The following is a 14,949-nucleotide window of genomic DNA, read 5'->3' on the forward strand; positions in this document are numbered from 1 at the left end:
GCGCGCCGGGACTTATAGGGATTGGGGCAGCCCCCAGAGGAGAAGTATATAATGTCGATCGTTTCCAAAACGGCTCTTGCCGCGATGCTGGCGCTGGGAACCTTGGGCGCTGTGGTTGCGACGCCAGCCGACGCCCAGCGCAAGAAGAAGGGGCAGGAAGAAGCCGGCCCACCCGCAATGAAAGTCGGCGAGCCGTTCCGCGTTGCTGCGGTTGCCGCGCAGGCGGCGTTGCAGGCAAAGGATCTGGCCACCGCCGAAACGCAGCTCGCCGCTGCAGAAGCACTGATCCAGAATGATGACGAGCGTTATTTCGCTGCACAGCTCCGTCTGCCGCTCGAGGCGCAGAAGAATAACAACGCCGGGATCAAGAAGGCGCTCGACGTACTGATCCCCAGCCCGCGCACTGCCGCCGTGGATGTTGGCCGGCTGAACTTCGTGCGCGGCACGATCGCTCGCAACGAAAAGGATTATGCCGGCGCGATCCAGTATCTGTCGCGCGCGCGTGACCTCAATTTCGACAATCCCGATCTGCCGCTGTTGATCGCGCAGACGCAGGTCGATTCGGGTAATGTCGCTGCGGGCGTGGCCGAAATCGGGCGAGAGATCGAGCGCCGAAAGGCAGCCGGGCAAAAGGCTCCCAATGAATGGTACAGCTATGCGATTTCCAAGCTGTATCAGGCCAAGCAGCCGGTCGAGACCGCAAAGTGGCTGCGGATGCAGCTGATCGATTACCCGACCACAAAGAACTGGCGCACTTCGCTGCTGGTGTATCGCGATGCGGTGACGCTCGACAATCAGGCCAAGCTCGATCTGTTCCGCCTGATGCGCAGCACCAAGGCGCTTGCCGACCAGAACGACTATATCGAATATGCCGACATGGCGTATCGCGCGGGCTTGCCGTTCGAGACCAAGGCGGTGCTCGACGAGGGGCGTGCATCGGGCAAGTTGCCCGCCAGTGCCGGCGGGCGGCTGTATACCGATGCGCAGACGGCGATCAAGAACGAGGGTTCATTGGCTGCATTGGAGAAGCCGGCACGCTCGGCCGGCAGCGGGACCGCCGCTGTGCAGTTGGCCGACGCCTATCTCGGTAGCGGCAACAATGCCAAGGCGATCGAATTCTATCGCCTGGGCCTGGAAAAGGGCGGGGTGAAGAATGACGAGGTCAACACCCGCCTCGGCAACGCGCTGGCCAATGCAAGCCAGCAGCCCGAAGCCAAGGCGGCGTTCGATCTGGTCAAGGCGCAGCCGCGCGCCGAACTGGCGACGTTCTGGAAGCTGTGGATCGATCAGGGCATGACCGTCGTCGCGGGCTGATTGCCGGTATAGAACGGAAAAAGGGCCAGCGCGGCGATGCGCTGGCCCTTTTTGATTCGCTGGTCAGCGTCCAGGCAGAGCCTGCGACTTCAGGCGGCGGGCACCGGGATGCCGGGGAGCAGCTTGGTCGTGCGGATGGTGAGGGAGGTTTTCACACTTGTGACATTCGATGCCGTCGTCAGCCGGGTCGTGAGGATTTCCTGAAAATTCTTCAGGTCGGGCGCCACGATCTTCAGGATGAAATCGATCTCGCCGTTCAGCATATGGCATTCGCGCACCTCGGGGATGTCGGCGACATGCGCTTCGAACGCGGCCAGATCGCTTTCGGCCTGGCTGCGAAGACTGACCAGGGCGAACACGGTGATGCCATAGCCCAGCGTCACCGGGTCGAGCGTGGCGTGATAGCCCTTGATCGCGCCGGCCTCTTCCAGCGCCCGAACCCGGCGAAGACAAGGGGGCGCAGTCAGCCCCACCCGCTCCGCCAGTTCGACGTTTGTCATCCGGCCATCTTCCTGTAGCAAGGACAGAATTTGGCGGTCGATACGGTCGAAACTCATGGGTACTCCAGCTTGGTTATTTTCGGATTGGACGGGCCAGTAGCAGCATAAGATAATTGCTTCAAAGCGCAATTGTCCCATAACGCGACGGACCGAAAATGACTGGTTTCGGGCGGACGTTCGAAGCGTTAAGAAATGGTTACGGCACGCCCTTCGGCGGTCGGGGGAACAGATTACATTGCGCTTCGATGATACCCTCGACACGGTTTTGGCGACGGACCTTTCATCCCCCTTCGAACAGCAATCGGTCTATCGCCAGCTGGTGGACCTGATCGGTAGGGGACGGGTGCCTGCGGACGATCGGGCGCTGACGACACTGGCCCAACTGGCACCGCTGGTTCCGCTTCCCGTCCGGTCGGCAAGCGCGCGCGGGCTGGCATTCGCACGGCCACCGGCGGCACTGGTCGATTTGCTGTCGCGCGACGAACTCGCGGTTGCGGCACCAGTGCTGCGTACCGCGATGCTCGACGATGCGGAGTGGACAGCGTTGCTGCCGGCGCTTTCTCCCTCGGGGCGCGCGATTCTGCGCCATCGCCGCGACCTGCCCTCGGCAGTGGTTCGCGCGCTCGACAGTTTCGGATCGACCGATTTCGTGTTGGGGGATGACCGCGAAATCGCTTCGCCTGCCGAACTGCCGCCCGCAATTTCGGCTGAAACACGTGCTGCCCCAGCCACGACACCAGAGGGCACGACGGCGGTTCGGCCTGATCCTTTGACCAGCGGTCCCTTCAGCAGCTTCGGCGCGGTGGCGTTGAACATCCCGATCGTCGCCAATGCGGTGCGCGAGGCCGAAGCGCGCGATGATGCATCCGACGATGCCAGCGTTCCGGAAGGACCGTTCGAGATTGCCGATGTCGTGGCACGGATCGACGCCTTTCGCGAGCAACGCGAACGCAGTGCCCCGACCACCCAGACCAAGGCACCTGAAACCGCCGCGGCGGACCGCTTCCGGTTCGAAACCGATTCGCAAGGGGTGATTCGCTGGGCCGACGGCATCGGGCGTGCGCCGTTGCTGGGGCGTTCGCTGATGCTGGCCGGGCAGGTCGGCTCGGCCAGCATCGATGCCGCGGCGGCAGGTGCCTTTCGCCAGCGCGCACGATTTCGTGATGCGCGGCTGACGATCGACGGGGCAGGGCTGGCGGCGGGCGGCTGGCTGATCTCGGGCGTGCCGGTGTTCGACCCCGCGACCGGTCGTTTCACCGGCTATCGCGGGACCGCACGGCGGCCCCGTACCGGCGAACTTGCCGAACCTACGCGCGCCGAGCGCAACGCCCGGCCCGATGCGTTTCGCCAATTGGTGCATGAATTGCGCACGCCCACCAACGCGATCGTCGGCTTCTCCGAGATGATCGAGATGCAGATATTGGGGCCGGTTGCCGATCCGTATCGTGAGCAAGCAAACGCGATTCGCCGGTACGCCCGCGATCTGTTGGGCGCGATCGACGATCTCGACCTGGCGGCGCGGATCGAGACCGATGCGCTTACCCTTCGCCCCGAAGCGGTTTCGCTGCGCGCGGTGATCGGCTCGGTCGTCGACGATTTACAGCCCTTGTCCGAATTGCGCGGGGCGACCATCGCGGTGCCTTCGCAGGATGCAGCGGTGCAGGGGGATCGTCATGCGATCGAGCGGCTGCTGGGGCGGCTGTCGGCGACCTTGCTGTCGGCCACGCGCGTGGGTGAGGTCGTCACCATGACATTGGCACCGGCGGACGATGGTCAAGTGGCGCTATCGATCGCGCGGCCCAAGGCGTTGGCGATCGATCCGGTGATGGCGATCGATGATGCCGATGATGATTCATCGCTCGACACGGTGCCGCTGGGCACCGGCTTCGCGATTCGATTGGTGGGTAATCTGGCGCGCGAGCTTGGCGGATCGCTGGTGATCGATTCGGATTGCGTGACCCTGAAACTTCCGGCGGCCGAGGCGCTGCCGGCGCAACACGCTCGAAACCTTTAGCGGTTATGCGGTTGCGATGTCCGCGACCGCCGTTCAGACCGCCTACCGCCACGCTGCCCCTGACCCCGCCGATCGGTTTGCCTGGCCGAGCGACTTCGGCACTCGTTTCGCTGTCTGCATCGACACCGAGGAGGAGTTTGACTGGGATTCGCCGCTGTCGCGCGATTCGTGCGGGGTCTCGGCGATCGATGCGCTGCCGGACATGCATCGCTGGTTCGCAGCGCGCGGCGTGCCGCTGACCTATCTGGTCGATCATCCGGTCGCCACCACACCATCCTCGATCGCCGTGCTGCGGCAGTTGATGGCGGATGGTGTGACGACGATCGGCACTCACCTGCATCCGTGGGTGACGCCGCCGTTCGATGAGATCGTCAGCCCCGAAACCAGCTTTGCCGGCAATCTGGATCCGGCGCTGGAGGGTGCCAAGCTCGACGTGATCGGCGCGGCGATTACTCAGGCGTTTGGCGTGAAGCCGCAAATCTATCGCGCCGGGCGCTATGGGCTCGGTCCCAGGTCGCTGGGGCTATTGGCTAAACGCGGCTATCGAATCGATAGCTCGATGCGATCGGGCTATTGCTATACCGGGCAAGGCGGTCCCGATTTTCGCGCGATCGACAATCACGCCTTCCGCTGCGGCCCCGAGGGCGCGATGGTGCAATTGCCGCTGACGACGATCTATACCGGGATGCTCGCTGGCGGCGGTGCCAGGCTGCATGACGCACTGGGCCGGGTGCCAAAGGGCAGGGGGCTGGCCTCGCGGCTCGGGCTGCTCGACCGGGTCGCGCTGACGCCCGAGGAAATGCCGCTCGACGCCGCGCTGACCGCGATTCGGGCCGCGCTGGATCAGGGCCTGACGTTGCTCAACTTTTCCTTCCATTCACCGACGATCGTGCCTGGCCATACCCCCTATGTCCGCAACGCCCGCGACCTGGCTGCCTTTTATGCCTGGTGGGAAGGGGTGCTGGCTTTGCTGTCGGCGCGCGGCGTTAGGCCCGCCAGTGGGCACGCGCTGTTGGCGGCACTTGCATAGGCCGCCAACCCTCCGCTAGGCGGAAGCGTGGTTGGGGCCTGTAGCTCAACTGGTTAGAGCTGGCCGCTCATAACGGCTAGGTTGCGGGTTCAAGTCCTGCCGGGCCCACCACCGCAACCAGCACCGCCTGCGCGCCATATCCACAGGTCGTTTGCCGTGCGATTGCGCGTGTTGCAGTATTTGGGTTGCCATCGCCCGCGCTATACGGCTAGGGGCTATCGCGTCGGGGAGTGGCGCAGCCTGGTAGCGCATCTGGTTTGGGACCAGAGGGTCGCAGGTTCGAATCCTGTCTCCCCGACCATCAATCGAAATCATTGCATTGGCGCCCGAGCGCTGCCCGCTTGGGCCCTGCTTCCTATACCGCGCAAATATATGCGCCGCAGCGGGAAGTGGCTGGCACTCGGCTCCGGCGTTCACGACTTGTTCGCTCTGCCCGCAAAAATCGGGCGATTCTTTCCTGGCATCGACGTCTGCCTGGTCCCGATTACAACGAAATGTAGGCTGCAACCACAAGCGGGACGGCCTTCACGCCTTGGGAACCATCCGCGGTGATAGGCGCTGTTGGCAATGGCGGGTAAGTAAAAGGATGCCGCTATGTCACGTGTTGATTTTCTTTCGTCGCTGAACTTGATGACGCTGATCGCGGTGCTGCTTGCTGCCATTATCGCGCTCGCCTGGTTCATGCGGAAACGTTCGAATGCACATTCGATGGATGGCAAGCAGGAGCGTAATGTCGGTCGCGATCTCGATGCTGGCAGAAGCGCGCCCGATCACTCGCCACCGACCTGATCGCAGCGCGAGCGGGTGGCTTGGCCGTCGGTTAGCGGTTATCCTTGGCAAAATGACGCCAGGAACGCGGTCGATCAGGAGGAAAGCGATGAGCAACAACGGGCTGACGCGGCGTGGTTTCATCGGAGCCAGCGGTGGTGCGCTGGCATTGTCCGCAAGTTCGGCGGGGGCGTTGTTGCAGGTAGGCGACGGCGCGCGGGTGGCCGGTCAGCCGATGCCCGGCGGCGTGAAACTTCCCGCTGCCCCGCCGCAACGCAAGCGTGCCGACAGCATCGGCTTCGCGATTGTCGGCCTGGGCGGCTATGCGCTCAACCAGATGATGCCGCGCTTCGTCCAGGCGGAGCGCGCGCATATTGCAGCGATCGTATCGGGCAATCCCGACAAGCTTCGGCGTGTTGGTGATGCCTATGGTGTGGCCGAGAATGCGCGCTATTCCTATGAAAGCTTCGCGCGGATCGCGTCGGACGACCGGATCGATGCGGTCTATATCGTGCTGCCCACCGGCCTGCATGCCGACTGGACCGAGCGTGCCTTTGCCGCGGGCAAGCATGTGCTGTGCGAAAAGCCGATGGCGCTTTCCAGCGCCGAGTGCGAGCGGATGATCGCGGCGGGCAGGCGCGCGAACCGCAAGCTGATGATCGCCTATCGATCGCATTTCGAGCCGTACAACATCGAAGCCATGAAGCTGATGCGGCAAAAGGCGGTCGGCGAGGTCCGCTTGATGCGAACCGAGCAATCCTATCGGATGGGACCGACCAGCCCGAGCCAGAATTGGCGGGCGAACCGGGCGCTGGCGGGCGGCGGCCCGTTGGAGGATTACGGCATTTATGGCCTGCAATCGGCGCTGTATCTGACCGGCGAGATGCCCGAGAGCATCAGCGCCACCACGTTCCGGCCCGCAGGCGATCCGCGCTTTGCCGAGATATTCGCGCATGTGTCATCGCAGTGGCGCTTTCCATCGGGAGCGGTCGCGCAGCTCGTGACTTCGTATGATTCGGCGGGCATTAATTTTGCCCAGGTTCGCGGCACGGAGGGTTCGCTGCTGATGGACCCGGCGACCAGCTATGCCGGGCAGACGCTGCGGGTGGAAGGCCACGACGTACGGACGTTCACGCCCGGCGACCCCGACGTGCAGTTTGCGCGCCAGCTCGATCACTTCGCCAACGCTGTCCGCGACAATACCGCCATCCTCACGCCGGGCGAAATGGGCCTGCGCGACGTGCGGCTGATCGAGGCGATCTATGCGTCAGCGGCTGCCGGCCGCACGGTGAAGCTGACACCCGATGGCAGGATGCGGTGACGCCTCGGCGCTGACGGGGGCGTCACCGATTGTCCGTTAGCCGATGCTGAAGCTGTGCTGGCCGGTCACGCGGTGTGTGTCGCTGCCGACGACGTACCAGTCGATGCGGTAGGTGCCGACGGGCAGCGGCTTGGCCAGGCTAAGCTCGAGCGATTTGCCATCGGCACCGATGCTGGCGGTGACGCCGGGTATCTTCATGTAGGGGTGGTTGGCCATGCCGGGCATCCCGGTCATGATCAACGCCGCCCCCGATTGCTGCGGCGTCAGCGTGTCGCTGAACTTCAGCACGATCAGCTTGGTGGTGGCCGCGCTGGCGCTTGCGTTGGCGGCGGGGCTGGCCGAGACCAGCGTAAGGTGCGCCGATGCCGGCGCGGCAAGGGCGGCACCGGACAATGCAAGGGCAAGGGCGAGCTTCGAAAACATGCGCATTGGGTTCTCCTTGGGTCGTGCTAGTCATTACGCACGCGCGGCACTGATCCCTCAACCGCGAAGTTGAGGGTTTTGCGATTGCCGCGCGTATCCAGCGAACACGGGCTCTGGATGCGATGATGAACGATCTCGACGAACAATTATCGGCACTGGCGATGGTGGAAGCGCCCGGCGGCCTCGACGGGCTGGAGCAGCGCGTGCTGGGAGCGATTGCGGAGCGGCGCTTCGCCGCGCGAATGGCGGGCTATGTCGCGGCGGGTGCGCTCACGATCGGCGTGGCCAGCGCGATGCTGCCGCCGCGCCAAGCCGTCGCGGCACCGATCGATCCGGTTTCGGGGTTGAGCCCGCTCGCGCCGTCGGCGTTGTTGCTCGAATGATCCGGCGGTATCTGTCGATTGCGCTGATCGCGTTCGTCGCGGCGTTGGCGGGGGTATTGCTGGGCCAGCGGCTTGCGCCGACGCCGGTGGCACCCGGCACCGAATTGCACGCGGTGCTGCACGGCCAGCTCGACCTCGACCCCGGCCAGCAACGCGCGCTCGAACAGCTCGAGGCGACATTCGCGGTCCGGCGCCGGGCGTTGGAGGACAGGATGCGCGCCGAAAATCGCGCGTTGGCGGCTGCGATCGCTGCCGAGGATGGCGATGGTCCGCGCGTTGCCGCTGCGGTCGATTCATCGCATCGGACCATGGGGCAGCTGCAGAAGGAAACGATCCGCCACATTTTCGCGATGCGTGCGCTGTTGCGGCCCGATCAGGCGGCCACTTTCGACGCCGCCGTCACCAGGGCGCTGACCGAAGATCGCCGGTGAGTGCTGACGATGCGCCGGACGACGCCGATCTTGCGGCGGCGGCGCGCGCCGGGGACCAACGCGCGTTCGCCGCGATCGTCAGCCGGCACAAGGCATCGCTGCACCGGCTGGTCGCCCGCGTGATCGGCGATCCCGAACAAGCAGTCGACGTCGTTCAGGAAAGCTTCGTCGCCGCCTTCGGAGCGCTTGGCCGCTATGATCCGGCGCGACCGATGCGCGCTTGGCTTGGCCGCATCGCGATCAACAAGGCGCGCGATTGGCAACGGCGACAGGCGGTACGGCGCTTTGTCGGGGCGATGCTGCCCTTCGCCGATGCGCCCGATGTTGCGACCGAGCAGCCCGGACCCGATCGCATCGCCGAGGACCGCCAAGCGGTGGCACAGCTCGAGCGGGCGATCGCCGCGCTGCCGCCACGGCTGCGCGAGGTGCTGGTGCTGCGGACGATCGAAGGGTTTGATCAGGCGCAGACCGCCGAGTTGCTGGGGATCAGCATCAAGGCGGTCGAGACGCGGCTGTATCGCGCGCGCAGCCAATTGGCCGAATGGATTGAGGGGTAGCGCCGCTTCGCGCGTATTGCCGGACATGACAGCATCGATGGAACGAGCATGAACAGGACGATCGACCGCCGCACATGGCTGCGCGGTGCCGCCACCGGGAGTGCCGGGATGGCGCTGGCGGCGTGGATGCCCGGTTGGGCGCAGACCAATCATTCGGGGCTGGTCGGCGCCTTGCCAGCCGTGACGGGGGAGGACATCCGCCTGACGATCGGGCATGTGATGCGGACGATCGATGGGCGTCCCAGCCACGGCATCGGCATCAACGGCACCGTCCCCGGCCCGCTGATCCGGTTGCGCGAAGGGCAGACGGTGCGGCTGCACGTCGACAACCAGCTCGACGAAGACAGCTCGATCCACTGGCATGGCCTGATCCTGCCGTTCCACATGGACGGCGTTCCCGGCGTGAGCTTTCCCGGCATCGCTGCGCGGTCGACCTTCACCTATGAATTCCCCGTCCGCCAGGCGGGCACCTATTGGTATCACAGCCATTCGGGATTGCAGGAGCAGATGGGACATTATGGCCCGATCGTGATCGATCCCGCAGGCACCGACCCCCTCGCATCGGATCGCGAGCATGTAATCGTCCTGTCGGACCACAGCCCGATGCATCCGCATATGATCTTCGAGAAGCTCAAGCAGATGGGCGGCTATTTCAACTTCCAGAAACAGACGTTGGTCGATCAGCTACAGGGCAGGGGGCAGTCGGCGGCGCAGCGTGCCGAATGGGGCGCGATGCGGATGGACCCCACCGACGTGGCCGACGTCACCGGCTCGACCTACACCTATCTCGTCAACGGCCATGGCCCGAAGGACAATTGGACGGCGCTGTTCCGTCCGGGCGAGCGCGTGCGGCTGCGGTTCGTCAATGCTTCGGCGATGACGACGTTCAACGTTCGTATGCCGGGGTTGAAGATCACCATCGTCCAGTCCGACGGGCTGCCGGTGCGCCCGGTAACAGTCGACGAATTCCAGATTGCGGTTGCCGAAACCTATGACGCGATCGTCGAACCTGCGGACGACCGGGCCTATCCGCTGATCGCCGAAAGCGTCGATCGGTCGGGGATGGCCGTCGCGACACTGGCCCCCAGGGCGGGGATGGCGGCGCAAGTGCCGCCGCTGCGGCAGCGGCCACTGGCGACGATGAAGGACATGGGAATGGATATGGGCGCGATGGACCATGCCGGGCCGGCAACGGCGGCGGAATCGGCCATCGACCCGGCTTGCCCGCCTGAACACGCCCAGATGGGACATTGCACGCCCGCGGGCGCGGGGGTGGTTCCCGCTGCCGGTGCCGCTGCTGTCGACCATGCCGCGATGGGACATGGTGCCGCCAGCATGGACCATTCGATGCGCGACTTTTCGGTCGTGCCGGACAGTGTCGCCAAGACACCGACCGTCCAGACCATTTCGCCGATGCCGACCGATCGCACCGGCGAGCCCGGCCAGGGGCTTGCCGATGTCGGGCATCGCGTGCTGGTCTATCGCGACCTGATCGCGGTGGCGCGCAATCCCGATGTGCGCGCGCCCGACCGGACGCTGGAAATCCACCTCACCGGCAATATGGAACGCTATATGTGGGCGTTCGACGGGCGAAAATTTTCCGAGATCACCGAGCCGATCCCGTTCATTGAGGGGGAGCGGGTGCGGGTGAAGCTGGTCAACGACACGATGATGGGCCACCCCATCCATCTTCATGGTCATTTCTTTGAACTGGTGACCGGGCACGGCGATCATTCGCCGCGCAAGCACACGGTGAACGTCCAGCCGGGCGGGGTGGTGACGTTCGATTTCACTGCCGATGCAGTGGGTGACTGGGCGTTTCACTGCCACATGCTGTATCATATGCATGCAGGCATGATGCAGGTCGTTTCGGTTCGGCCGCGTGAGCAGGCGGCATGATCGTGTTTGCATTGGGCGCAGCGTCGCTGGCGCTGACGATAGCGCAGGACCAGCCGAGCGGCTGTACGCCCGAACATGCGGCGATGGGGCATTGCGAAATGCCGCCCGCAGCCGTTCCGGCAGCACCGGCGGGCGATCCCGATTGTCCGCCGGAACATGCCGCGATGGGCCATTGTGTTCCCAAACCGGCGCTTCCCGCTGATCCCGCCGCCAGCGGCACTTCGCTGCCCGCAGGAGACGCCCCTGCGCCCCGTATCTCCGAGGCGAGCTATGCCGATCGCATCTGGGGTCGCGACGCGATGGCGGCGTCGCGCGCGGCGATCCGACGCGAACATGGCGGGGCAAGATTCAGCCAGATCATGGTCGACATCGCCGAGGTGCAGATCCGCGAGGGCCGCGAGGGCTATCGCTGGGAGGGCGAAGGCTGGTTCGGCGGCGACATCCACCGGCTGGTCGTAAAGACCGAGGGTGAGGGCGGCTTTGGCGACAGTGCCGAGGATGCCGAGGCGCAGGCGCTCTACAGCCGCGCGATCGGCCCATACTTTAACCTGCAGGCGGGGGTTCGTCAGGATTTCGCACCGGCGGGCAAAAGCTATGCCGCGATCGGGGTCGAGGGGCTGGCCCCCTATTGGTTCGAGCTGGAAGCGCATGGCTTTGTCTCGACCGATGGCGACGTGCTGGGCCGCGTCGCTGCGAGCTATGATCAGCGCATCACCCAGCGGCTGATCCTGCAACCGCGCTTCGAACTCAACCTTGCGGCGCAGGACGTGGTGCGGAGCCGGATCGGTGCGGGGCTGTCCGACGTCGAGCTTGATTTGCGGCTGCGCTATGAAATCCGGCGGGAATTTGGGCCTTATATCGGCGTGTCGCATGCACGGTTCGTGGGGCGCAGCGCCGATATGGCGCGATCGATGGGCGAGGATCGCGCGTCGACGGTGGTCGTGCTCGGCATCCGAAGCTGGTTCTGATGCCGCAGCGAATGCGTTAGCCGGTGGGTTCCTCGTTCGATGCCGGCAATTCGAGCCAGTCGGTTGGCGGCAAGCCATAGAGCATGTCGAAAAATTCGAGCTGCAGCCTCGCCGCGCGGCCATGATTGCTGTTCCACAGCATCACGATGCCGCTTTTGTCGGCGGGATCGAACAGGATCAGCGAGCCATAGCCATCGACCGATCCGCGATGCCCGACCAGCGCGCGGCCAGCATAGGTGAAGCTGCGCCAGCCAAGGCCATAGGCTGCATCGCCCAGCGCCCGGTCCATCGCCGATCGCGCGCCGCGCGGCGGGGTGGCCACGCGGGGGCGGTGCATTGCTTCGAGGGCGGTCGGCGACAGAATGTCGGGTGCGTCGCCCATCTGCGCCTGCATCCATCGGGTGAGGTCGAGGATCGATGAATTGACCCCGCCCGCAGCCGGCACGCGATAATAGCTGTCATTCACCGTAGTCGGCCGGCGGCTGCCGCGATGCGGTTGCGCCCAGCTTTTGGCGCTCTGCAATCCCGCCCGCCCGACACTCGCGCTGGTCATGCCGAGCGGTGCGAACAGCCGTTCCTGCGCCGCGCTGGCATAGCTTTGGCCGGTCGCCTGCTCGACCAGTTCGCTGGCAGCATCGAAGGCGATGTTCTGATAGCCGTAACACGTCGCCGGCGGACAGAATTGCGGGAGAGTGCCGAGCGCCGCGCGTAACGTCCGCGGATCTTCGCCCGCCTCCAGGCGATCGTCCCAGGCGTTGCGAACCAGGCCGACTCGATGCGCCAGCAGGTGGGCGACGGTAACGGCACCGGCATCGCCCGGCAGGGTCAGCGTGGTGCCCATGCCCGCCAGCGGCGCATCGAGCGACAGCTTGCCCTCTTCGGCCAGGCCGACCACCAGCGCCGATGCCACCCCCTTCGACACCGAAGCCCAGCGAAAGACGGTGTCGGGCGTCACGGACTGTCCCGACCCCGCCAGCGTTTCGCCATAGCCCTTGATAAACCGCACCTGCCCGCGCTCGACCGTGCCGATCGCGAGGCCGACCATATCGGGCTGAAGCATCAGCGCCTCGATACGGGAATCGAGCAGGTCATAGTCGACGATCGACGGCTGTCGCGTCGCCGATGGGTCGCCGATCGCATCGATCACACGGGTAGTGCGCGGTTCGCTTGGGGCCTGCATCCGCAGGATACCGAACGTCACGACGGCGATCAGCGCGACGATGAGCGCAGCCGCCAACGCCCAGGGTAGTTTTGTCAATCGCTTCGCCAACCCATCGTCCATTTTGATGCCATCGTCGATCGCGTGCATAGCGCATGGTTACCGCTGCGATACAGACCGTTGCGGTGGCGGCTGCACGGCTGAATCGCAAGGTGCCGCGCGGATGCTTTGACACCGCAATCGCATTGATGGGACAGCGGACGCCCCCCGGCAAGCGACGCCGGGTTTCGCCATCGGAGGCTGTATGACCGAAAAGCTGTTGGTGTTTCTGGGATCGGAGCGGGTGTCCGGGCCGCCGACGCCGGCGCGCCTGGGCGCGCGCGTCGCTGCCGCCTGCCTTGGCCGGCTCGAAGACAAAGGCATCGCTGCCGAACTGATCGACCCGATCGAGCTGGATCTGCCCGGTCGGTTCAAGCCGCACTTCGCCTATGCGCGCGGTCAGGTGCCCGAGCAGCTCGATCGCCTGGCGCAGCAAATCGCGCAGGCCGACGGCTATGTCATGGTCAGCCCGGAATATAATCACCTGATGAGCCCGGCGTTGAGCGATTTGCTGAACCATTTCGGCAGTTCGCTTTTCTCCTACAAACCAAGCGCGATCGTGACCTATTCCGCCGGGCAATGGGGCGGCACGCGCGCTGCCGTGAGCATGCGGACCTTTTTGTCCGAACTCGGGTGCCTGCCGGTTTCGGCGATGGTGCATGTGCCGCATGCCCAGGATGTGTTCGACGAAAGCGGCCAATATGCCGCAGGCGTCGATGCTGCGCGGTGGGATGGCTATCTCGATCGCACGCTCGATCAACTATGCTGGTGGGCCAACGCAGCAGCGCGGAAGCGGATGGACGGCAGCAAACGCCCCGCCGCGTTTGTTTCCAACCCAAGCCAGCGAAACGCACCTTGACGAGACGAACACCGCCCGGCTCTGGTGGCCCCGCCATGGCCCCGCCATGGCCCCGCCATGGCCCCGCCATGGCCCCGCCATGGCCCCGCCATGGCCCCACCATGGCCCTTACGTGATCGTCGCGGCGTGGCTATAGCCCGTTGACCGGACCGTTACTCGGCCGCCGCCGGACAGAGGGAAGCCCATGAAACACACCACGCTAAGCCGTTTTCTGATCGAACAGCAACGCACGGCGGGGGTGCTGCCAGCCGAACTTCGGCTGCTGGTCGAGATCGTCGCGCGTGCCTGCAAGGCGATCAGCCATTCGGTGAATCGCGGTGTTTTGGGCGGCGTTCTGGGCAGCCTCGAGAGCGAAAATGTGCAGGGTGAGGTGCAAAAGCGCCTCGACGTGATCGCCAATGAAAAGTTGCTCGAGGCCAATGAATGGGGCGGCCATCTGGCGGCGATGGCGTCGGAGGAGATGGAGACCATCCATCTTATCCCCAACCGTTTTCCCAAGGGCGAATATCTGTTGCTGTTCGATCCGATCGATGGATCGAGCAACATCGATGTCGGCCTGTCGGTGGGCACCATTTTCTCGGTGCTGCAAGCGCCCGCCTCGTCGGCGACGCGCGAAGTGGTCGAGGCCGATTTCCTGCAGCCGGGGCGAACCCAGGTCGCATCGGGCTATGCCATTTATGGGCCGCAGAGCCTGTTGGTGCTGACGGTCGGCACCGGCGTGTTCGAGTTCACGCTCGACCGCGAAGTGGGTTCGTGGGTGCTGAGCGATTCGAACATCACCATGCCGTCGGGCACCCGCGAGTTCGCGATCAACATGTCGAACCAGCGCCACTGGTCGCCCGGCACCACGCGCTATATCGACCAGTGCCTTGCCGGATCGACCGGGCCGATCGGCCATGATTACAATATGCGCTGGACCGGATCGATGGTGGCCGACGTCCATCGCATCCTCAAGCGTGGCGGCGTGTTTCTGTATCCGGCGGACAGCCGCACCGGGCAGGGCAAGCTTCGGCTGATGTACGAGGCCAATCCGATGGCCTTCCTGATCGAGCAGGCGGGCGGCGCGGCAACCGATGGCGTCACCCCGCTGATGGACGTCGCACCCAGCAAATTGCACCAGCGCATCGGCGTCGTTCTGGGCGACAAGGCCGAAATTGAGCGGATCAGGGGCCTCGCGACCAGCGAAGGCTAGCCGCCGCCCGCCGGGGGGGCGCCGCTGATCGG

At 64.9% G+C, this 14,949-nt stretch carries 15 protein-coding genes and 2 tRNA genes; 14 read left to right on the forward strand and 3 right to left on the reverse strand.

The features are described from left to right. Positions 1-51: 51 nt before the first annotated feature. Positions 52-1,314 (forward strand): hypothetical protein, encoded by a 1,263-nt coding sequence (locus QU44_RS08880; RefSeq protein WP_033921656.1) that lies wholly within the window; start codon positions 52-54, stop codon positions 1,312-1,314. Between the two features lie 89 nt (positions 1,315-1,403). Here the strand turns inward: QU44_RS08880 and QU44_RS08885 are convergent, their stop codons facing one another. Continuing rightward, positions 1,404-1,871, reverse strand: coding sequence for an Lrp/AsnC family transcriptional regulator (locus QU44_RS08885; protein ID WP_033921658.1), 468 nt, complete (start codon positions 1,869-1,871; stop codon positions 1,404-1,406). A gap of 208 nt (positions 1,872-2,079) precedes the next feature. On the opposite strand from QU44_RS08885, the gene QU44_RS08890 reads away from it, so the two are divergent. The 6 genes from QU44_RS08890 to QU44_RS08910 all read left to right on the forward strand — a co-directional run bounded on the left by QU44_RS08890 (position 2,080) and on the right by QU44_RS08910 (position 6,947). Next, positions 2,080-3,828, forward strand: a complete 1,749-nt coding sequence (locus tag QU44_RS08890; protein ID WP_081987942.1) for a sensor histidine kinase — start codon at positions 2,080-2,082, stop codon at positions 3,826-3,828. A gap of 16 nt (positions 3,829-3,844) precedes the next feature. After that, entirely contained in the window at positions 3,845-4,858 is a 1,014-nt protein-coding gene (locus QU44_RS08895; RefSeq protein ID WP_033921660.1) for a polysaccharide deacetylase family protein, read from the forward strand. 34 nt (positions 4,859-4,892) lie between these two features. Next, positions 4,893-4,969 (forward strand) — tRNA-Ile (locus QU44_RS08900). Positions 4,970-5,082: 113 nt separating this feature from the next. Then, a tRNA-Pro gene (locus QU44_RS08905) sits at positions 5,083-5,159 on the forward strand. Between the two features lie 293 nt (positions 5,160-5,452). After that, on the forward strand, positions 5,453-5,647 hold the full coding sequence (locus QU44_RS18210) for a hypothetical protein (RefSeq protein ID WP_131602037.1): 195 nt from the start codon (positions 5,453-5,455) through the stop codon (positions 5,645-5,647). 88 nt (positions 5,648-5,735) lie between these two features. After that, positions 5,736-6,947, forward strand: coding sequence for a Gfo/Idh/MocA family protein (locus QU44_RS08910; RefSeq protein ID WP_033921662.1), 1,212 nt, complete (start codon positions 5,736-5,738; stop codon positions 6,945-6,947). Positions 6,948-6,983: 36 nt separating this feature from the next. Here the strand turns inward: QU44_RS08910 and QU44_RS08915 are convergent, their stop codons facing one another. After that, complete coding sequence (locus QU44_RS08915) at positions 6,984-7,376, reverse strand: copper resistance protein CopC (RefSeq protein WP_033921663.1); 393 nt, start codon at positions 7,374-7,376, stop codon at positions 6,984-6,986. 119 nt (positions 7,377-7,495) lie between these two features. Between QU44_RS08915 and QU44_RS08920 the strand changes: the two genes are divergently transcribed. Genes QU44_RS08920 through QU44_RS08940 form a run of 5 tightly spaced genes read left to right on the forward strand, consistent with a single transcriptional unit; the run spans position 7,496 to position 11,608 of the window. Continuing rightward, positions 7,496-7,753 (forward strand): hypothetical protein, encoded by a 258-nt coding sequence (locus QU44_RS08920; RefSeq protein ID WP_033921700.1) that lies wholly within the window; start codon positions 7,496-7,498, stop codon positions 7,751-7,753. After that, positions 7,750-8,184, forward strand: a complete 435-nt coding sequence (locus QU44_RS08925; protein ID WP_033921665.1) for a periplasmic heavy metal sensor — start codon at positions 7,750-7,752, stop codon at positions 8,182-8,184. Before QU44_RS08920 ends, QU44_RS08925 begins: the two co-directional genes overlap by 4 nt. After that, positions 8,181-8,741 (forward strand): RNA polymerase sigma factor, encoded by a 561-nt coding sequence (locus QU44_RS08930; RefSeq protein ID WP_033921667.1) that lies wholly within the window; start codon positions 8,181-8,183, stop codon positions 8,739-8,741. Before QU44_RS08925 ends, QU44_RS08930 begins: the two co-directional genes overlap by 4 nt. Before the next feature lie 48 nt (positions 8,742-8,789). Further along, a complete protein-coding gene (locus QU44_RS08935) occupies positions 8,790-10,640 on the forward strand; it encodes a copper resistance system multicopper oxidase (protein ID WP_033921669.1) in 1,851 nt (616 codons plus the stop codon). Further along, a complete protein-coding gene (locus QU44_RS08940) occupies positions 10,637-11,608 on the forward strand; it encodes a copper resistance protein B (RefSeq protein ID WP_033921670.1) in 972 nt (323 codons plus the stop codon). Before QU44_RS08935 ends, QU44_RS08940 begins: the two co-directional genes overlap by 4 nt. A gap of 16 nt (positions 11,609-11,624) precedes the next feature. Here the strand turns inward: QU44_RS08940 and QU44_RS08945 are convergent, their stop codons facing one another. Continuing rightward, on the reverse strand, positions 11,625-12,890 hold the full coding sequence (locus tag QU44_RS08945; protein WP_033921702.1) for a serine hydrolase domain-containing protein: 1,266 nt from the start codon (positions 12,888-12,890) through the stop codon (positions 11,625-11,627). A 181-nt stretch (positions 12,891-13,071) separates the two neighbouring features. Here QU44_RS08945 and QU44_RS08950 point away from each other — a divergent pair, with 181 nt between their 5' ends. Both QU44_RS08950 and QU44_RS08960 read left to right on the forward strand, forming a co-directional pair. Further along, entirely contained in the window at positions 13,072-13,725 is a 654-nt protein-coding gene (locus QU44_RS08950) for an NADPH-dependent FMN reductase (protein WP_033921671.1), read from the forward strand. Between the two features lie 184 nt (positions 13,726-13,909). Continuing rightward, positions 13,910-14,917 carry a class 1 fructose-bisphosphatase gene (locus tag QU44_RS08960; protein WP_033921673.1) on the forward strand — a complete coding sequence of 336 codons (1,008 nt, stop codon included), beginning with the start codon at positions 13,910-13,912 and terminating at the stop codon, positions 14,915-14,917. The last annotated feature ends 32 nt before the right edge of the window (positions 14,918-14,949 follow it).

This window comes from Sphingomonas sp. 37zxx, from assembly GCF_000786205.1.
GTDB lineage: Bacteria > Pseudomonadota > Alphaproteobacteria > Sphingomonadales > Sphingomonadaceae > Sphingomonas.